An 18,592-nucleotide genomic window follows, 5' to 3' on the forward strand; every position below is an offset into this window, starting at 1 on the left:
CAGTGCTGTGCGGCGCCCTTCCGCCCGGGTCCCCGTCCCATTGACAAGGACCCGCTCGCGTCCTGTGCTGGAGTTCAGGGGGCTTCCGGGCGGAAGGGGACAGCGATGGCACGCGCGGTCGGGATCGATCTCGGGACCACGAACTCGGTGGTCGCCGTCCTGGAGGGCGGCGAACCCACGGTCGTCGCCAACGCCGAGGGGGCCCGTACCACTCCCTCGGTCGTGGCCTTCGCCAAGAACGGCGACGTCCTCGTCGGCGAGGTGGCCAAACGGCAGGCGGTGACCAACGTCGACCGCACCGCCCGCTCCGTGAAGCGGCACATGGGCGACACCGCCTGGCGCTTCCCCGAGCACGGCGACATCGACGGCACCCGGTACCGGGCGCAGGAGCTGTCCGCCCGCGTCCTGCAGAAACTGAAGCGGGACGCCGAGTCCTACCTCGGCGAGGACGTCACCGACGCGGTGATCACCGTGCCCGCCTACTTCGACGACTCCCAGCGGCAGGCCACCAAGGAGGCCGGGGAGATCGCCGGCCTGAACGTCCTGCGGATCATCAACGAGCCGACAGCCGCCGCCCTCGCCTACGGCCTCGACCGGGGCGAGGAGCAGACCGTCCTGGTCTTCGACCTCGGCGGCGGCACCTTCGACGTCTCCCTCCTGGAGATCGGCGACGGCGTCATCGAGGTCAAGGCCACCAACGGCGACACCCACCTCGGCGGCGACGACTGGGACCAGCGGATCGTCGAGTACCTGGTGAAGAAGTTCAAGAGCGAGAACGGCATCGACCTCGGCGGCGACAAGATGGCCGTCCAGCGGCTGCGCGAGGGCGCCGAGAAAGCCAAGATCGAACTGTCCAGCTCCACCGAGACGACGATCAACCTGCCGTACGTCACCGCGACCGCCGACGGCCCCCTGCACCTCGACGAAAAACTGACCCGCGCCCAGTTCCAGGAGCTCACCGCGGACCTCCTGGACCGCTGCAAGACCCCCTTCCACCAGGCCGTCAAGGACGCCGGCATCAAGCTGTCCGCCGTCGACCACGTCATCCTCGTCGGCGGCTCCACCCGGATGCCGGCCGTCACCGACCTGGTCAGGGACCTCACCGGCAAGGACCCGCACAAGGGCGTCAACCCCGACGAGGTCGTCGCCGTCGGCGCGGCCCTCCAGGCCGGCGTCATCCGCGGCGACGTCAAGGACGTCCTGCTGCTCGACGTCACCCCGCTGTCCCTGGGCATCGAGACCAAGGGCGGCATCATGACGAAGCTCATCGAACGCAACACGACGATCCCGACCCGGCGTTCGGAGATCTTCACCACCGCCGCCGACAACCAGCCGTCCGTCGGCATCCAGGTCTACCAGGGCGAACGCGAGATCGCCGCCTACAACAAGAAGCTCGGCGTCTTCGACCTCACCGGGCTCCCCCCGGCCCCGCGCGGCGTCCCACAGATCGAGGTGGCCTTCGACATCGACGCCAACGGCATCATGCACGTCTCCGCCAAGGACCTGGCGACGGGCCGCGAACAGAAGATGACCGTGACCGGCGGCTCGGCGCTGCCCAAGGACGACATCGACCGCATGATGCGGGAGGCCGAGCAGTACGCGGAGGAGGACCGCAGACGCCGGGAAGCGGCCGAGACCAGGAACCAGGCCGAGCAACTCGTCTACCAGACCGAGAAGTTCCTGCGGGAGAACGAGGACCGGATCCCCGCCGAGATCCGCGCGGAGGTCGAACCGGCCATCACCGAGGTCAAGGAGCTGCTGGAGCGGAACGCCGACACGAACGCCCTGCGCACCGGCGTCGAGAGACTCGCCACGGTCAGCCAGAAGATGGGCCAGGCGATGTACGCCCAGTCCGCGCAGACGTCCGCCCACGGCACCCCCGGCCCCGGCGCGGACCAGAGCCCGCCGCAGGAGGACGACGGCGTGGTCGACGCGGAGATCGTCGACGATGACAGGGACGGGAAGGGTCCGTCCTAGGGACGGCCGGCGGTCGGCGCGGTCGGCAGGGTGGCGCAGACCGCGTCCAGGACGGTCGCGTACGGCGTGCCGGCCTCGGTGAGCCGGGCGCGCAGCCGCTCCAGGCAGTCCCGGTGCTCCCGCAGGAGGTCGTCGGTGCCGGTGCGGGACGAGAACTCCAGCACGGCGGGCAGGAAGTCCGGCAGCTCCTCGCCGGTGAACTCCAGCCCGTTGGCGTGGTAGAGCTCCTTCAGGCGCTCCAGCGAGATGCCGCGCCGCCGGGCGTCCCCGTCGCGCCACCACGTCAGATAGAGGCTGTGCCCGTGCTCCAGGTCGAACACGTCGACGTAGTGCGCGGCCAGCTCCCGTGGCGGCGTGACCGCCGCGTGGTCGGTGAACGCGCGCAGCTGCGGGGCGGCTTCACGCAAGAGGGGCAGCCGTGCCCGGAAGTCGTCGTCCGGGTAGGTCAGGCAGAGCGCGGCCGCCTGGTACAGCACCTCGTAGGAGGACATCAGATCTCCTCGGCCTCGGGTGTGCGGGTCGTGCGGATGACGGCGGGGGACTGCGCCCCCGGTACCACGGTCCGTTCGTCGTCCGTGGCGGTCGCGAGCAGCCGGTACAGCTCCTCCAGCGCGTAGGCGCCCAGGCCCACGGAGGCCGGCACCGACGGGTCCGGTTCCTCCCCGAGGCCGACCGCCCGCATATGGGACCGCATCGCGGTGAGCCGCCGCAGCGCCGACCGGACGGGGCCGACGTCACCGGCGGTGAACACGTCCGCCAGTCGCTCCAGCGGGATGCGCAGCCCGTCGACGGCACCGAAGGGGCTCCGCACCTGGCCGCAGCCGTCCGGGCCGCTCTTCGCGAGGGCGTCGACGACGGGCGACAGCGGCGGGACGTACCAGACCATCGGCAGCGTCCGGTCCTCCGGGTGCGGCGGGAGAGCCACCCGGTAGGTGCTGATCAACGCGCGTACGGGGGAGCGGCGCGCCGCCTCGAGCCAGTCGGCCGTGACTCCGGTCCGCTCGCAGGCCACGCGCACCCGCGCGTCCTCAGGATCGAGGAACAGGCCCAACTGGGCCTGATACACGTCCTGTTCGCGAGCCGTCGATGCCGCGGCCCGCACCTTGTCGGCGTCGTACAGCATCACCCCGCGGTACGGCACTCCGCCCACGCAGGTCTCCGAGGCGTACGCGCACCCGGTCCCGTCCGGCGAACACGCCTCGCCGCAGGGCGGGTTGAGGCAGTCCACGCAGGACGGGCGGAGAGAGGCCCGGAACGTCTGCTCGAACGCGAGGCGTGCCATGGCCACCGGGTGGTCGCCGTACGTCCGCGACCGGTCGGGGCGCCGGTGAGGCGGGAGTTCGGCGGGGCGGGGGAAGGCGCCGGTGAGTTCGCGCAGCCGTCCGCCGCCGTTGCGCAGCCGGAGTCTGCCGCGCCGGGTCAGCTCCCAGCCGCCGTGCCGGACGGCCTCCACGGGCGGGTGGGACGCCGCGCAGGCGGGGCAGCCGGGACAGGTGTCGAGGTTGATGACCGTCGCGATCCTTGCCATGGGGCGCATCGCTACTCGACCTCCTGACCGGGGCGGCGGACGACGGTCACCTCGTCGCCCGTACCTCCTGCGAGGCCGCCGAGGCCGCCGTGGCCGCCGAGGAGGCGGGTCGGCTTGAGGAGGTGACCGGCGGCCGCCCGGCTCCCTGGGGCGCCGGTGTGTGACGCGCGGCGCGTGTAGACGGTCCCCGCCGGCATCCGGGACGAGACGGCCGCCCGCGCCGAGGTCACGCCCTCGGGGCCGACGGCCTCCACCAGGTCACCGTCGGTGACGCCGATCGCCTCGGCGTCCTCGGGGGACAGCCACAGGTGTCCGCCGCCGCTCATCAGGGCCGGCAGGAACAGGTCGTCCGGGTGGGCGGAGTGGACGGACCACAGCTCGTGCGGCGTGAGACGGCGGACCGGTACCTCCGGCTGCCCGCCGGGACCGAGCCGCGCGGTGCCGAGCAGGCCGTGCACGTCCAGGGGAGGCCGGTACACGGGCAGGGACTCGCCCAGCTCATGGGCCCAGTCGTGGTCCAGGAAGAGGTGCCGCAGGCCGATGCGGGAGGGCTCGCCATCGGGTGCGGGCGCGGCGAACTCGGTGCCGACCGCCGTGTAGTCCCGTGTCACGACGGTCAGTTGGGGCATGGTCCGCCCCGGTACCGGTGTGCAGGCGCCGTGCCGCCAGTCCAGGACGGTCCCGGGCGGCGCGGTGGCGTCGCCGTGCGGGAGCGGGGTCGCCACCAGGTCCTCGCGGACGCCGAGGTGCCCGACGGCCAGGGCGCCGATCCGCTCGGCCAGCGCGGTGTACGTGTCGAACTCGGCGCGGTCCCGGCCCGGTTGCCCCCCGACGGTGGGCAGCACGACGTCCGCCGGACAGGAGTCCGCGCTCTCGGCGCCACCCAGGGACACCAGCAGATCGAGCTTGCCCTCGGGCGCGGGCTCGCACCGGGTCACGTCCCGCGGGCGTATCCCCTCGGCCGCCCCCGCCCCGGTCCCCAGCAGGCACCGGATTCCGTCCTCGCCCACCGGACCCAGCGACTCGGAGCCGGCCAGCGTCAGCACCCGCGGCCAGTTCTCCGGGGCGTCCGGGTTCTCGCAGGCGAGACCCAGGGCGCCGGTGCGGAGGTCGGCGACCGCTCGGGACACCGCGTCGCCGAACGTGCCGCCGAGGTCCAGGGGGTTGCGGTCGAAGGACGGGTACACCGGTGCCCAGCCCGTCCGTGCCGCCAGTGCGAGGCAGTCCACGCCCGTCAGGCCGGTGAGCCGGCCCCGGCCGAGGGGGGAGGCGAGGACGTCGGTCGGGCGGGACTCGTGCCGCCGGCGGCCGGTGTGCAGGTACCAGTACGTCGCCGGGTCCATCCGGCGCACCGGCGGTGACCCCTCCGAGGGTGCCGGTGAGGCGTCCGGGCAGCCGGTGAGGGCGAGCAGGGCGCGGAGCGTGCGGTGGAGGGTGTCCGCGTGGAACGGGCGGCGGGTACCGTCACCCGTCAGGATCGCGCAGCGGCCCCGCGACCGTTCCGCCGTGCGCGCGAACTCGCGGGCGACCCGCACACACGTGGCGGCCGGTACCGACGTGTGCGTCTCCTGCCAGGCGGGTGTGCCCGGGGTGTCCGCGTCGGCGTACGACTGCGGCCAGTGGCCCGGCAGTTCGGGGCGGGCCACGCCGTAGCGGGCGAGGAGCAGGTCGAACACGGTCGTCACCAGCGGCCCGCTCGCACCGCCGAGCCGCGTCACCGGGACACCCCGGCGGACGGCCCCCGCTCGGCCGACGGCGTCGAAGTGGGGGAGCAGGACCTCGGCCCCGGCCGCCACTTCACGGCCGTACAGGCTCAACACCGGGGCGGTGAACCCCGGTTCCGGGACGGCCGCGCGGCCGGTGGCCTCGTCCAGTACGACCGCCCGGCTCCCGGCGTGCTCGCCCCGGCGTCCCAGGTCGGCCGCGCGCAGGAAGGTGCCGGGCGCGTACGTCCCGTCGGCGCGCTCCTCCAGCGTGACCAGGAACGGCAGATCCGTGGAACGGCGCGCGTGCTCCGCGAAGAACGGCGACGCGCGGTCGGCGAAGAACTCCTTGAGGACGACATGGCCCATCGCCAGGGCCAGCGCGCCGTCCGTGCCGGGGTGCGGGTGCAGCACCTCGTCGGCGAGCCGTGTGCCGCCCGCCCGCGCGTCGGGGCCGACGGCCACGACCTTCTGCCCCCGGTAGCGGGCCCGCGCCAGCCGCCGCGCGTCCCCGGCCCGGGCCACCGGCAGGTCCCCGCCCCACACCAGCAGATACGCCGCGTCCGCCCAGTCGTCCCCCCGCGCGGGCTCCTCGGACACCAGCACCGGGGCGCCGATCAGCGTGTGGAGGCGGGCGCCCGGCGCGTCGGCCGGGAACAGCCCGGCGATCCGGTCGGGGCCGTACGCCCCGAGGGTGTGGACGTACGCCGCCGCGACCAGCTCGACGGCCTCGTCCCACTCCACCCGCACCAGCCCGCCCGTGCCGCGCGCCCGCTGGTACCGGCGGCGGCGCTCCGGGTCGCCCTGGACGTCCGCCCAGGCGAACACCGGATCCCGCAGCCGCCGCCTGGCCTCCCGGTACCGCTCCAGGAGCACGCCGCGCACATACGGGTCCCGGAGCCGGCCGTCCGGCGGCGGTGCCGGTCCCGGCGCCCCGGACGGCGCGGGCGATATCGCGGTGTCGGTCACAGGCGCTCCCTTGCTTGCCCTGGTGTACGAACCTAGGGCGGGGCGGGGGAGCGCACCTGTTCACGGCGCCCGTACGGGTCAGGGCTTGCGGGCGACCCCCGCGTACACCGGCACGATCCCCTCCGCCTGCGCGGCCACGTCCTGCGGCTCGGGACGCCAGCCGTGGACGGGGACGACGCCGGGGCCGAGCAGGTCCAGACCGTCGAAGAAGCGGAGGAACGCGGCGAGGGGGCGCGGGTGGAAGGGCTGGCCGCCGCGCCGGAAGTTCTCCGCCGCCTGCCCGACGGCCTGCGGGCTGAGGTCGGCGGTGACCTGGGACAGGATCAGATGGCTGCCGGGGGCGAGCGCGGCGACGTACCGCTCCAGCAGGCCGTACACGTCGTCGCCCGCCGGGTCGTCGTCCAGGTAGTGGGTGAGCGCGACCAGCGACAGCGCGACCGGCGCGGTCAGGTCCAGGGTCTCGTCCGCGCGGGCCAGCAGGGTGTCGACGTCACGGACGTCCGCGTGGACGTAGGCCGTGGCACCCTGCGGCGAGCCGTGCAGCAGGGCCTCCGCGTGCCGCAGCACGATCGGGTCGTTGTCCGCGTACACCACCCGGGCGTCGGGGGCGACGCCCTGCGCCACCTGGTGCAGGTTCGGCTCGGTCGGTATGCCGGTGCCGACGTCCAGGAACTGGCGCACCCCGGCCTCCGCGACCGTGCGCACCGCCCGGTGCATGAAGCGGCGGTTGGCGCGGGCGCCCCGGACGACCGTGGGATCCACGGCGAGGATCCGGCGGGCCAGTTCCTCGTCGACCGGGTAGTTGTCCTTGCCGCCCAGCCACCAGTCGTAGACGCGGGCCGGATGCGGCCGGCTGGTGTCGACGCGGGTGGGCGCGGACTCGGGTGCGGACATGCGGTGCTCTCCTCGGACGCTCGACGGACGGGGAAGACGACCTCTGTCTCTCGGATGTCCCTCAGTACTCCTCGCGGAAGTTCCGCAGGAGTTTCTTGGTGCGCTCGGCCGACGCGGCGGTCGTGGACATGTGGTCGAGGACCTCCAGGTGCGCGGCGACCTCTTCTCGTGAGTCCAGGTAGAGCGCGCCGGACAGGTACTCGGTGGTGACCATGTCCGGCAGCTCCGGCTCAGCGAAGCGGAACAGCGAGAACGGCGCGTACGTCCCGGGGTGCGGGCCCGACGCGAACTCGGCGATCTGCAGGGTCACCCGGTCGCGCTCGGCGAACTCCAGCAGCTTGTCGACCTGGTCGCGCATCACCTCGGAGGTGTCGCCGACCGGCCGCTGCAGCACCGTCTCGTCCATGATCACCCACAGGTGGGGCGGGTCGGGGCGCTCCAGCAGCCGCTGCCGCTCCATCCGCAGCGACACATGCCGTTCGATGGCCTCGGGGCCCTTCTGCGCGATCGTCCCGTTCATCATCACGTCACGCGCGTACGCCTCGGTCTGCAGCAGGCCCGGCACGAAGTGCGGCTCGTAGGAGCGGATGATGCGGGCGGCGCCCTCCAGGCTCACGTACAGGCTGAACCAGTCCGGCAGCACGTCGTGGAACCGCTGCCACCAGCCGGGCTCGTTGGCCTCCTCGGCCAGCGACAGGAACGCGGCGGCCTCGTCCTCGGGCACGCCGTACGTCTCCAGGAGCACCTGCACGTACGGGATCTTCAGCGCGACCTCGGCGGTCTCCATCCGGCGGACGGTCGCCGCCGCCACCCGCAGGGACCGCGCCGCCTCGTCACGGCCGAGTCCGGCCGCCTCCCGCAACTCCTGAAGGCGTTTGCCGAGCACCACCTGGCCCACGGTCGGAGCGGGACGCCGCTCACTCACGCCACGCCTCCCCACGCGCCGGAATCAACGGGTGCAGTCTGCCACGAGCGGGCGCGGCGCGGGGGTTCGGCCGCCGGACGCCGTGACCCGGCAGGTACGGGACGCCATGACCCGGCAGGTAATCGACGGGCCGGGCGCCGCGCGGGACCGTGGGGGCACCGGGTTCCGGGCCGGCGCACTCCGGCCCGGGACCCGGACCCCGCAGTGCCACTCGACCCGACGGAGGGTGATCTCGTCATGTCCGCCACCTCGCTCACCGCGCTCGCCCGGACCTCCCACCCGCACACCGCCCTGCGCCGCTTCCTGGCCCTGGACGCCGTGGTGACCGGCGCGAACGGGCTCGCCTACCTCATGGCCTCCGGCCCCCTCGGCCGTCTCCTCGGCGTCGGCCAGGGGCTGCTGCTCGCCCTCGGCGCCCTCCTCACGGTGTACGCGGGCGGGGTGGCGCTGCTCGCCGCGCGGGCCCGCCCGGCCGCCCTCGGGGTCCGGGCCGTCGTCGAGGCCAACCTCGCCTGGGCGGTGCTCAGCGTCGCCGCCCTCGCGCTGTGGCTGACGCCGACCACCGCGGGCGCCGTGTGGACCGTGCTCCAGGCGGCCGTCGTCGCCGGGTTCGCCGCGCTGCAGTACGCGGCGCTGAGGCTGCGTCAGGAGGCGAGCGACTGAAGGTACTTGACCGTCGCCGGGTCGGCCGGGAGCAGCGTCTCGATGGCCAGCTCGGCGACGGTCACGTCCATCGGGGTGTTGAAGGTGGCGATGGAGGACGTGAACGACAGCACGCGGCCCTCGTGCGCGATCCGCATCGGCAGCGCGAAGTACGCCACCGGGTCCGCCGGAGCCTGTTCCCCGGGCGGCCCCTCGGGCACCGGGTACGCGGCGACCTCCTCGTACAGCCGGCGCAGCGGCTCGGAGCGGCGCAGCGCGATCTGCCGTTCCATCTGCGCGAGGAGGTGCCCCCGCCACTCGGGCAGATTGACGATGCGCGGCGCCAGACCCTCGGGGTGCAGGGTCAGCCGCATCGCGTTCAGAGGGGGCTCCAGCAGGTGCCCGGGGACGCCGTCGAGGAGCATCAGCACCCCCCGGTTGGCCGCGTGCACGTCGTACAGCGCGTCCACCACGAGCGCCGGGTAGGGCTCGTAGCCCTGGATCAGGCGCTCCAAGCCGGCGCGCAGCGCGTCCAGGGCCGGGTCGTCCAGCGGGGTCTCCGGATAGCGGGGGGCGTAGCCGGCGGCCAGCAGCAGCGCGTTGCGCTCGCGCACCGGCACGTCCAGGTGCTCGGCGAGCCGCAGCACCATCTCCTCGCTGGGCCGGGAGCGGCCCGTCTCGACGAAGCTGATGTGCCGTGCCGAGGAGCCGGCGCGCAGCGCCAACTCCAGCTGGGTGACCCGGCGCCGCTCGCGCCAGGCCCGCAGCAGGGGGCCCACGCCCCGGTCGGCGGGGGCGGCCGGGCCGGACGGGAGGGTGGTCATGGCACGACCGTAGCCGAGGCGGGCCCGCCGGTGACCAGGACCGACCGCCCCGCGCTGTGGCAGGCTGAGGGCGAACCCTCCCGTGCGCTGGAAGGAGCGAGGCCATGGCTGCCGAACCGCTGTCGCAGAAGGAGATCGAGGACCGGCTCTCCGAGCTGCCCGGCTGGTCCCGGGACGGCGACCGCATCGCCCGGTCCTACCGGCTGGCCTCGCACTTCGCCGCCACCGCGATGGTCGTGCACATCGCCCAGGTGCAGGAGGAGCTGGACCACCACTCCGACCTGACCCTCGGCTACAACAAGGTGTCGCTCACCGTGAACACCCACACCGTCGGCGGCGTGACCGAGAAGGACTTCACGCTCGCCCGCCGGATCGAGACCCTGGCCGCCGTCCACGGCGCGCAGTGACGGCCGTGCTCGACTACGACAAGGAAGCGGAGCGCTACGACGCCTCGCGCGGCGGTGAGGCCCGGGCCGCGGCGGCGGCCGAAGCCGTGCTGGGCTTCCTCCCCGAGGGCACCCGGCGGCTGCTCGACGTGGCCTGCGGCACCGGCATCGTCACCCGGCGGCTCGCGGCCGCGGACGGCCTCGCGGTGACCGGGGTCGACCTGACCCTCGGCATGGCGCGGCGGGCCGCGGCCCGGCTGCCCGGCTCGATACTCCTCGCCGACGCCCGCAGACTGCCGTTCCGGGACGGCGCCTTCGACGCCGTCAGCAGCGTGTGGCTGTTACACCTGGCGGCGACCCTCGAGGACGTCCGCACCCTGGTCGGCGAGTGCGCCCGCGTCCTGCGGCCGGGCGGGGTGTACGTCACCACCGTCGACAAGGCCGCCGCGCACAACGTGGGCAGCGACATCGACGCCGTCCTCGCCTCCCGCCCCCACCGCCCGGCCATGGACGCCGCCGACCAGGTGTCCTCCTACGCCCTCGACCACGGCCTGCTCCCCGCCGGCCGGTCCCGCTTCACCGGCCACGGCCAGGGCCGCAGCCCCCGCCGCACGGTGGCCGACCTGCGCCGCGGCTGGTTCGGCACCCTCCCGCCCGGCGACCCCCTCTCCGACACCTTCGCCGCCCGCCTCGCCGCCCTCCCCGACCAGGACCACCCCCGGCCGGACCCGGTCTTCACGATCGCGGCGTTCCGCAGACCGGGGTGAGCCCTTCCGGCCGGCACCCCGAGGGCTGTCGCGCGGGGGCGGTGCGTCCGCGCGCGCTCGTGGGGGTGGACAGGGGAGGCTGAGGGGCATGGCGCATCATCACGAGCACACCGAGATCGACTGGGGCGAGATGGGGCCGCGGCTGGAGGCCCAGGCCGAGTTGTTCACGCCTCTGTACGAGCACGCCCTGGCGTGGCTCGCCAAGCGGCAGACCGAGCCGGGGCTCGTCGTCGACGCGGGCAGTGGGCCGGGGGTCGTGTCCTGTCTGCTGGCCGACACCTTCCCGGGCGCCCGGATCGTCGCGGTCGACGCCTCGCGGCCCCTGCTGGACCGGGCGCGGGAGAGGGCCGAGCGGTTCGGGGTCGCCGATCGCTTCGACACGCTGACCGGGGAACTCCCGGGAGTGCTGGGCGACTTGGACTATCCGGCCGATCTGCTGTGGGCGGGGCGCAGTCTGCATCATCTGGGTGACCAGCGGGCCGCGCTGGCCGCCTTCGCCGAGCGGCTCTCCTTCGGCGGCACCCTGGCCCTGCAGGAGGGCGGTCTGCCCACCCGGTTCCTGCCGCGCGACATCGGGTTCGGGCGCCCCGGGCTCCAGGCGCGCCTCGACGTGGTGGAGGCGGAGTGGTTCGCGCGGATGCGGGCCGAGCTGCCCGGTTCCGTCGCCGAGACGGAGGACTGGACGGCGCTGCTTTCCGCCGCCGGACTGCGCCCCAGCGGCACCCGCACCTTCCTCCTGGACCTGCCCGCGCCGACCACGGACCGCGCCCGCGCGTACGCCGTCGACACCCTCACCCGCACCCGCGAGGTCCTGGGCGACCGGCTGGACGCCGACGACCGCGCCACCCTCGACCGGCTCCTCGACCCCGGGGACGAGGCAAGCGTCCACCACCGCCCGGATGTGTTCGTGCTGGCGGCGCAGACCGTGTTCACGGCTGTCCGCGTGCCGTGAAGTCTCCTTCGGGAGTGGCTACTTGACTTCGAGAGCGCTTCAAGTGATGGACTCCCCCTCGTCCACGCACCGACTTCCAGGGGGACCACCATGACCGACTCTCCGGCCGCACTGATCACCGGCGGCGGCAGCGGCATCGGCGCCGCCGTCGCACGCCGTCTGCTGGACGCCGGGCACCGGGTCGCCGTCACCGGCCGCGGGGAGGAGCGCCTGCGGCGGTTCGCCGACGAGGTGGGGCGGCCCGATCACCTGCTGACCCTCGTCGGCGACTCCGCCCGCTACGAGGACGTCCAGGCCGCCGTGGACGCCACGCTCAAGGCGTTCGGCCGGCTGGACACGGTCGTCGCCAACGCCGGTTTCGCCACGCACGACTCGGTCGCCCAGGGCGACCCGGCCGGCTGGCCCGAGATGGTGCTGACCAACGTCCTCGGCCCGGCCCTGCTGATCCGCGCCTCGATCGACGCCCTCAAGGAGAGCCGGGGCCGGATCGTGCTGGTCGGCAGCGTCGCCGGGTTCGTGCCGACGGCCGGCAACCTGTACGGCGCGACGAAGTGGGCGGTCACCGGGCTCGCCGAGAACACCCGGCGCGAGGTCACCGAATGGGGGGTCGGTGTCACGCTCGTCGCGCCGGGCCGCGTCGAGACGCCGTTCTGGGACGGCCTCGGCAGTCTGCCGCCGGGGCACCTGCTGACCGCGGACCAGATCGCGGACTCGGTGGTGTGGGCCGTCCGGCAGCCCGAGGGCGTGGACGTCAACACCGTCGTCGTCCGGCCGCTGGGGCAGCCCAACTGACCTGACAGGGAACGCGGAACGGCCCGGCCACCGCTCGCGACGGGCGAGCGGCGGCCGGGCCGTCCACGGTGAAGCCCCGGGCGGCGGGCGCCTCAGGCGGCGTTGAACTCGGCCGGGTCCGGGCCGAGCCGCCGGTCCTCGTTCAGCGCGCTGATCGCGGCGAGGTCCTCGTCGTCGAGGCTGAAGTCGAACACCTCGATGTTCTCCTTGATCCGCGACGGCGTCACGGACTTCGGGATCACCACGTTGCCGAGCTGCAGATGCCAGCGCAGCACGACCTGGGCCGGGGTCCGGCCGTGCTTCTGCGCGATCGCGACGATCGCCGGGACCTCCAGCAGCCCCTTGCCCGAACCGAGCGGCGACCACGCCTCCGTGGCGATGCCGTGCTCGGCGTGGAACGCGCGCGCGGCGTGCTGCTGAAGATGCGGGTGCAGCTCGATCTGGTTGACCGCGGGGACGACCGAGGTCTCCTCGAGCAGCCGCTCCAGGTGCTCCGGGAGGAAGTTGGACACGCCGATCGCGCGGACCCGCTGGTCGGCGAGCAGCTTCTCGAACGCCTTGTAGGTGTCCACGTACGTCCCGCGCGCCGGCGTGGGCCAGTGGATGAGGTACAGGTCGACGTAGTCCAGGCCCAGCTTCTCCAGCGACGCGTCGAAGGCGCGCAGGGTGGAGTCGTAGCCGTGGTCGCTGTTCCACACCTTGGTGGTGACGAAGACGTCCTCGCGGGGGATGCCGGAGGCGGCGACGGCCTTGCCGGTGCCCGTCTCGTTGCCGTAGATCGCCGCTGTGTCGATGCTGCGGTACCCGGCCTCCAGCGCGACCGCGACCGCCCGCTCGGCCTCGTCGTCCGGCACCTGCCAGACGCCGAAGCCCAGCTGGGGCATCTCGACGCCGTTGTTGAGGATGATCGGGGGGACCTTGCTGCTCACGAGCTCTTGATCCTTACGGTTGCCGACAGGTTGGACTCCCATCGTCAACGATCACGGGCCGTCACGCATTCCTGACCGGAGAAAAACCCGGCGCTCACGCCTGGTACAGCGCCTCCACCTCGTTGGCGTACGCGCCCTCGATCGCCTTGCGCTTCAGCTTCAGCGACGGGGTGAGCAGCCCGTGCTCCTCGGTGAACGGCTGGGCGAGTATCCGGAACGTGCGGATCGACTCGGCCTGGGAGACCAGCGTGTTCGCGGCGACGACCGCGCGCCGCACCTCGGTCTCCAGATCCGGGTCGCGGACCAGCTCCGCCGGTGCCATCGGGCGCTTGCCGCGCATCGTCAGCCAGTGCTCGACGGCCTCCTGGTCGAGGGTGACCAGCGCGGCGACGTACGGGCGGTCGTTGCCGACGACGATGCACTGCGCGACGAGCGGGTGGTCGCGCACCCGCTCCTCCAGGACGCCCGGCGAGACGCTCTTGCCGCCGGAGGTCACCAGGATCTCCTTCTTGCGGCCGGTGATGGTGAGGTAGCCGTCCTCGTCGAGGGTGCCCAGGTCGCCGGTGGCGAGCCAGCCGTCGTGCAGCGTCTGGTCGGTGGCCTTCTGGTTGTTGAGGTAGCCGAGGAAGACGTTGCCGCCGTTCAGCCAGATCTCGCCGTCGTCGGCGATGTGCACGGTGACGCCCGGGATGGGCTGGCCGACCGTGCCGTACCGGGTGCGTCCGGGCGGGTTGGCGGTGGCGGCCGCCGTGGACTCGGTGAGGCCGTAGCCCTCGTAGATCTGGATGCCCGCGCCCGCGAAGAACAGCCCGAGCCGCCGGTCCATCGCCGAGCCGCCCGACATGGCGTGCCGGATGCGTCCGCCCATCGCCGCCCGCATCTTGGAGTACGCGAGCTTGTCGAAGAGCTGGTGCTGGACGCGCAGGCCCGCCGAGGGCCCCGGCCCGACGCCCCACGCCTTCGCCTCGACGGCGTCGGCGTACTTCACGGCCACGTCGACGGCCTTCTCGAAGGCGCCGGCCTTGCCCTCCTTCTCGGCCTTGCGCCGGGCGGCGTTGAAGACCTTCTCGAAGATGTACGGCACGGCGAGGAAGAACGTGGGCCTGAACGCGGCGAGGTCGGGCAGCAGCGCCGCCGCGTGCATCTGCGGCTGGTGCCCGAACCGCACCCGGCCGCGGATCGCGGCGACCTCCACCATCCGCCCGAAGACGTGCGCGAGCGGCAGGAACAGCAGGGTCGCCGCCTCGTCGCCCTTCTTCGAGTGGAACACCGGCTCCCAGCGCTCGATGACCGTGTCGGCCTCGTACATCAGGTTGCCGTGCGAGATGACGCAGCCCTTGGGGCGGCCCGTCGTGCCGGACGTGTAGATCACCGTCGCGATGGACTCGGGGGTGACCGCCTGCCGGTGCCGGTGCACGACCTCGTCGTCGAGGTGGGCGCCCGCGTCGTACAGCTCCTGCACGGCTCCCGCGTCGAGCTGCCACATCTCGTGCAGCCGGGGCAGGCGGCCGATGACGGTGGCGATCGTCATCGCGTGGTCCTCGTGCTCCACGATCGCCGCCGTGCACTCGGCGTCGTACAGCATCCAGAAGCACTGCTCGGCCGAGGAGGTCGGATAGATCGGGACGACCTGGGCGCCGATGGTCCACAGCGCGAAGTCGAACAGGGTCCACTCGTAGCGGGTGCGGGACATGATCGCGACGCGGTCGCCGAAGCGGATGCCGCGGGCGAGCAGCCCCTTGGCGAGGGCCAGCACCTCGTCACGGAAGTCGGCGGCGGTGACGTCCTGCCACCGACCGTCCTCGTCCTTGCGGCCGAGGACCACGTACAGGGGATCCTCCTGGGCATGCTCGAAGACGACGTCGGCCAGGCCGCCCACCGGCGGTGCCAACGCCAACGGAGGGTTGGTGAACTCGCGCAAACCCCGCTCCAAGCTCCGAATGCATCGGCTGACGCTCTGCACAGGGCGTGAAAGCTACCCCACCCGTCATGCGGGCGGGAGGGGGCCGAAAATCGACGGGTGCTCAAGTTTGCACAGGTCAGCGACGGAAAATGCGCTCACATCGGACAGCGGCGGACACAAAACTGACGGTTGAGTAAGTTCCGGGCCCGTAATCTCCACCAAATCCGACCGACTCACTTACCGGGCGAAGGCCCAGTCGATCTTGAGGCGGTGCCCGCCGGACGTCCTCTCTCTCCCCTCAGCGCACACGGCCCCGAACCCGTCACCCCCACGCGGCGCTCAGCGCCGGTGCAGCCGGTCCCCACCCGCCAGGATCGCGCCCGCCAGCGCGTCCGCCGCCGACTGGGCCGCCGTCCGCCGCGGCCCGTGCATCAGGACGAAGTCCACCCGGCCCAGCTCGGGCAGACCGGCCCGCTCGGGCACCCGCACCAGACCCGGCGGGATCAGGCCGCGGGAGTGCGCCATCACCCCGAGCCCGGCCCGGGCCGCCGCGATCAGGCCGTTGAGGCTGCCGCTCGTGCACACGATCCGCCACTGCCGGCCCTGCCGCTCCAGGGCCTCCAGCGCCATCGCCCGGCTGATCCCGGGCGGCGGGTACACGATCAGCGGCACCGGCCGGTCCGGCTCCAGCCGCAGCCGCTCCGCGCCGATCCACACCAGCCGGTCGTGCCAGACGGTCTCGCCGCGCGGGCCCTCCGGCCGCCGCTTGGCCAGCACCAGGTCCAGCTTCCCCGCGGCCAGCTGCTCGTGCAGCGTCCCCGACAGCTCGACCGTCAGCTCCAGATCGACCTCGGGGTGCTCGTAGCGGAAGCCCTCCAGGATCTCCGGCAGCCGGGTCAGGACGAAGTCCTCGGACGCCCCGAAGCGCAGCCGCCCGCGCAGCCGCGTCCCGGTGAAGAACGCCGTCGCCTGCTCGTGCACCGCGAGGATGCGCCGCGCGAAGCCGAGCATCGCCTCGCCGTCCTCGGTCAGCTCCACCGAGTGCGTGTCCCGGACGAACAGCGGCCGCCCCGTCGCGGCCTCCAGCCGCCGTACGTGCTGGCTGACGGTCGACTGGCGCAGCCCGAGCCGGCGGGCCGCCCGCGTGAAACTCAGCGTCTGCGCCACCGCGAGGAACGTACGCAGCTGGGAGGGGTCGTACACGCTGCCCAGCCTAGTCCGGTCATCGCGGATCGTGATGACAGTCAGAGCGGTGTACCGGATTCCCGATCGCAGCGTGCCGGAGGACGATGGAGAGGGCACGTCCGTGCCGGGAACACGACGTACACGACGTACGGCGAAGCGACGAGCGAAGTAGTGGAGCACAGTGAAACGCCTGCACTGGCCGCGGTGGATGCCGATCGACCCGTACATCCTGCTGCTGCTCGGGACGGTCGGCATCGCCGCCCTGCTCCCGGCGCGCGGGACGGCCGCGGATGTGGCCTCGGGCGCCTCCACGGCCGCCATCGCCTTCCTGTTCTTCCTCTACGGCGCCCGGCTGTCCACCCGTGAGGCCCTCGACGGACTCAAGCACTGGCGGCTCCACGTCACCGTCCTCGCCTGCACGTTCGTGGTCTTCCCGCTGCTGGGGCTGGCGGCCCGCGGACTCGTCCCGGTGATCCTCACCGACCCGCTCTACCAGGGGCTGCTCTTCCTCACCCTGGTCCCGTCCACCATCCAGTCGTCCATCGCCTTCACCTCGATGGCCCGCGGCAACGTCCCGGCGGCGATCTGCGCGGGCTCCTTCTCCTCGCTGGTGGGCATCGTCGTCACCCCGCTGCTCGCGGCGGCCGTGCTCGGCGGCGACGGCGGCGGCTTCTCCGCCGACTCGGTGGTCAAGATCGTGCTGCAACTGCTCGTGCCGTTCGTCGCCGGACAGCTGCTGCGCCGCTGGATCGGCGGCTTCGTCGCCCGGCACCGCAAGGTCCTCGGGCTCGTCGACCGCGGCTCCATACTGCTCGTCGTCTACACCGCCTTCAGCGAGGGCATGGTCCAGGGCATCTGGCACCAGGTCAGCCCCGGCCGGCTGGCCGGCCTGCTCGCCGTCGAGGCCGTGCTGCTGGCCGTGATGCTCGCCCTGACCTGGTACGGCGCCAAGGCGCTGGGCTTCGGCCGCGCGGACCGTATCGCCATCCAGTTCGCCGGCTCCAAGAAGTCCCTGGCCTCCGGGCTGCCGATGGCCAGCGTCCTGTTCGGCGCGCACGCCTCCCTGGCCGTGCTGCCGCTGATGCTCTTCCACCAGATGCAGCTGATGGTGTGCGCGGTCATCGCCAAGCGCCGCTCCCACGACCCGGAGGCCGAGGACGCGGCCGGCGACGGCGGCCCGGTCGGCGGGCACGGGCCGGCCGGGGCGTCACGCACCGCGGTCGGTACCGGGACACGTCAGGGCTGAGCCGGGAGTGGGCCGGGGCGCCCCGGCCCACGGGGTGCGGTCCACGGCGGGGCCCCGGGGACGGCGCAGGGGGCGCTCCCCGCCGGCCGGGGCCCCGCCGCCGTGTCGCGGGGGCCGGTCAGCCTCGGGCGGCCGCGGTCCGCAGGGCGAGCCGGTGGTCCCCCGCGTACACGTTCATCGAGCTGCCCCGCAGGAAGCCCACCAGGGTCAGCCCGGTCTCCGCGGCCAGATCGACCGCGAGCGACGACGGCGCCGAGACCGCCGCGAGGACGGGGATGCCCGCCATCACGGCCTTCTGCGCCAGCTCGAAGCTGGCCCGCCCGGACACCAGCAGGATCGCCCGGGACAGCGGCAGGTCCCCGTTCTGCAGGGCCCGGCCGACGAGCTTGTCGACCGCGTTGTGCCGGCCCACGTCCTCACGGACGTCGAGCAGTTCGCCCTCCTCGGAGAACAGGGCCGCCGCGTGCAGACCCCCGGTCCGGTCGAAGACCCGCTGGGCCGCGCGGAGCCGGTCGGGGAGGCCCGCGAGCAGATCGGGGTCGACGCGGACCGGGGGAGTGTCGGCGATGGGCCAGCGGGCCGTCGTACGGACCGCGTCCAGGCTCGCCTTGCCGCACAGCCCGCAGGACGAGGTGGTGTAGACGTTCCGTTCGAGGGTGATGTCGGGGACGGTCACGTCCGGCGCGGTCTGCACGTCCACCACGTTGTACGTGTTGGACCCGTCCGCGGTCGCGCCCGCGCAGTACACGATGTTCCGCAGGTCCGCCTGCTCGGCGAGGACGCCCTCGCTCACCAGGAACCCGGCGGCCAGCGCGAAGTCGTCGCCGGGGGTGCGCATGGTGATGGCGAGCGGCTTGCCGTTCAGCCGGATCTCCAGCGGCTCCTCCGCGACGAGGGTGTCCGGCCGGGTGGAGACCGCCCCGTCCCTGATCCGGATCACCTTGCGTCGTTCCGTGACTCGTCCCATGTC

17 protein-coding genes are annotated in these 18,592 nt (G+C 73.3%); 7 read left to right on the forward strand and 10 right to left on the reverse strand.

What is annotated here, in order from left to right; all coding sequences use genetic code 11:
• Positions 1–105: 105 nt before the first annotated feature.
• A complete protein-coding gene (dnaK, locus tag F8R89_RS29020) occupies positions 106–1,977 on the forward strand; it encodes a molecular chaperone DnaK (protein WP_151786710.1) in 1,872 nt (623 codons plus the stop codon).
• Here dnaK and narJ read toward each other — a convergent pair.
• From narJ to F8R89_RS29045, 5 genes are all read right to left on the reverse strand, one after another.
• Positions 1,974–2,468, reverse strand: a complete 495-nt coding sequence (gene narJ / locus F8R89_RS29025) for a nitrate reductase molybdenum cofactor assembly chaperone (RefSeq protein WP_151786711.1) — start codon at positions 2,466–2,468, stop codon at positions 1,974–1,976. The genes dnaK and narJ overlap by 4 nt on opposite strands.
• On the reverse strand, positions 2,468–3,505 hold the full coding sequence (locus F8R89_RS37375; RefSeq protein WP_413251274.1) for a hypothetical protein: 1,038 nt from the start codon (positions 3,503–3,505) through the stop codon (positions 2,468–2,470). Before F8R89_RS37375 ends, narJ begins: the two co-directional genes overlap by 1 nt.
• 11 nt (positions 3,506–3,516) lie before the next feature.
• Positions 3,517–6,162 carry a molybdopterin-dependent oxidoreductase gene (locus F8R89_RS29035; RefSeq protein WP_225994663.1) on the reverse strand — a complete coding sequence of 882 codons (2,646 nt, stop codon included), beginning with the start codon at positions 6,160–6,162 and terminating at the stop codon, positions 3,517–3,519.
• Positions 6,163–6,255: 93 nt separating this feature from the next.
• Entirely contained in the window at positions 6,256–7,071 is an 816-nt protein-coding gene (locus F8R89_RS29040; protein WP_151786714.1) for an SAM-dependent methyltransferase, read from the reverse strand.
• Positions 7,072–7,132: 61 nt separating this feature from the next.
• A complete protein-coding gene (locus F8R89_RS29045) occupies positions 7,133–7,996 on the reverse strand; it encodes a helix-turn-helix domain-containing protein (RefSeq protein WP_151786715.1) in 864 nt (287 codons plus the stop codon).
• A 237-nt stretch (positions 7,997–8,233) separates the two neighbouring features.
• On the opposite strand from F8R89_RS29045, the gene F8R89_RS29050 reads away from it, so the two are divergent.
• Positions 8,234–8,659 carry a hypothetical protein gene (locus F8R89_RS29050; RefSeq protein WP_151786716.1) on the forward strand — a complete coding sequence of 142 codons (426 nt, stop codon included), beginning with the start codon at positions 8,234–8,236 and terminating at the stop codon, positions 8,657–8,659.
• Here the strand turns inward: F8R89_RS29050 and F8R89_RS29055 are convergent.
• Positions 8,641–9,462 (reverse strand): helix-turn-helix domain-containing protein, encoded by an 822-nt coding sequence (locus F8R89_RS29055; protein WP_151786717.1) that lies wholly within the window; start codon positions 9,460–9,462, stop codon positions 8,641–8,643. The genes F8R89_RS29050 and F8R89_RS29055 overlap by 19 nt on opposite strands.
• A gap of 104 nt (positions 9,463–9,566) precedes the next feature.
• Here F8R89_RS29055 and F8R89_RS29060 point away from each other — a divergent pair, with 104 nt between their 5' ends.
• From F8R89_RS29060 to F8R89_RS29075, 4 genes are all read left to right on the forward strand, one after another.
• On the forward strand, positions 9,567–9,869 hold the full coding sequence (locus F8R89_RS29060) for a 4a-hydroxytetrahydrobiopterin dehydratase (RefSeq protein ID WP_151786718.1): 303 nt from the start codon (positions 9,567–9,569) through the stop codon (positions 9,867–9,869).
• Between the two features lie 5 nt (positions 9,870–9,874).
• Positions 9,875–10,615, forward strand: a complete 741-nt coding sequence (locus F8R89_RS29065) for a class I SAM-dependent methyltransferase (RefSeq protein WP_151786719.1) — start codon at positions 9,875–9,877, stop codon at positions 10,613–10,615.
• Between the two features lie 88 nt (positions 10,616–10,703).
• Positions 10,704–11,567, forward strand: coding sequence for a class I SAM-dependent methyltransferase (locus tag F8R89_RS29070; RefSeq protein WP_151786720.1), 864 nt, complete (start codon positions 10,704–10,706; stop codon positions 11,565–11,567).
• 90 nt (positions 11,568–11,657) lie between these two features.
• Positions 11,658–12,359 (forward strand): SDR family oxidoreductase, encoded by a 702-nt coding sequence (locus tag F8R89_RS29075; RefSeq protein ID WP_151786721.1) that lies wholly within the window; start codon positions 11,658–11,660, stop codon positions 12,357–12,359.
• A 92-nt stretch (positions 12,360–12,451) separates the two neighbouring features.
• Here F8R89_RS29075 and F8R89_RS29080 read toward each other — a convergent pair whose 3' ends face one another.
• The 3 genes from F8R89_RS29080 to F8R89_RS29090 all read right to left on the reverse strand — a co-directional run bounded on the left by F8R89_RS29080 (position 12,452) and on the right by F8R89_RS29090 (position 16,394).
• The gene (locus F8R89_RS29080; protein ID WP_151786722.1) at positions 12,452–13,288 is read right to left on the reverse strand and encodes an aldo/keto reductase; all 837 of its coding nucleotides are present in this window, start codon (positions 13,286–13,288) and stop codon (positions 12,452–12,454) included.
• A gap of 94 nt (positions 13,289–13,382) precedes the next feature.
• Positions 13,383–15,209, reverse strand: a complete 1,827-nt coding sequence (locus F8R89_RS29085; RefSeq protein ID WP_151786723.1) for an AMP-dependent synthetase/ligase — start codon at positions 15,207–15,209, stop codon at positions 13,383–13,385.
• Positions 15,210–15,530: 321 nt separating this feature from the next.
• Entirely contained in the window at positions 15,531–16,394 is an 864-nt protein-coding gene (locus F8R89_RS29090; RefSeq protein WP_151786724.1) for a LysR substrate-binding domain-containing protein, read from the reverse strand.
• Between the two features lie 163 nt (positions 16,395–16,557).
• Between F8R89_RS29090 and F8R89_RS29095 the strand changes: the two genes are divergently transcribed.
• Complete coding sequence (locus F8R89_RS29095) at positions 16,558–17,622, forward strand: bile acid:sodium symporter family protein (protein ID WP_151786725.1); 1,065 nt, start codon at positions 16,558–16,560, stop codon at positions 17,620–17,622.
• Between the two features lie 118 nt (positions 17,623–17,740).
• Here F8R89_RS29095 and fdhD read toward each other — a convergent pair whose 3' ends face one another.
• The gene (gene fdhD / locus F8R89_RS29100) at positions 17,741–18,589 is read right to left on the reverse strand and encodes a formate dehydrogenase accessory sulfurtransferase FdhD (protein ID WP_151786726.1); all 849 of its coding nucleotides are present in this window, start codon (positions 18,587–18,589) and stop codon (positions 17,741–17,743) included.
• Between the last annotated feature and the right edge of the window lie 3 nt (positions 18,590–18,592).

This window comes from Streptomyces sp. SS1-1, assembly GCF_008973465.1.
In the GTDB taxonomy this organism is placed as follows: domain Bacteria; phylum Actinomycetota; class Actinomycetes; order Streptomycetales; family Streptomycetaceae; genus Streptomyces.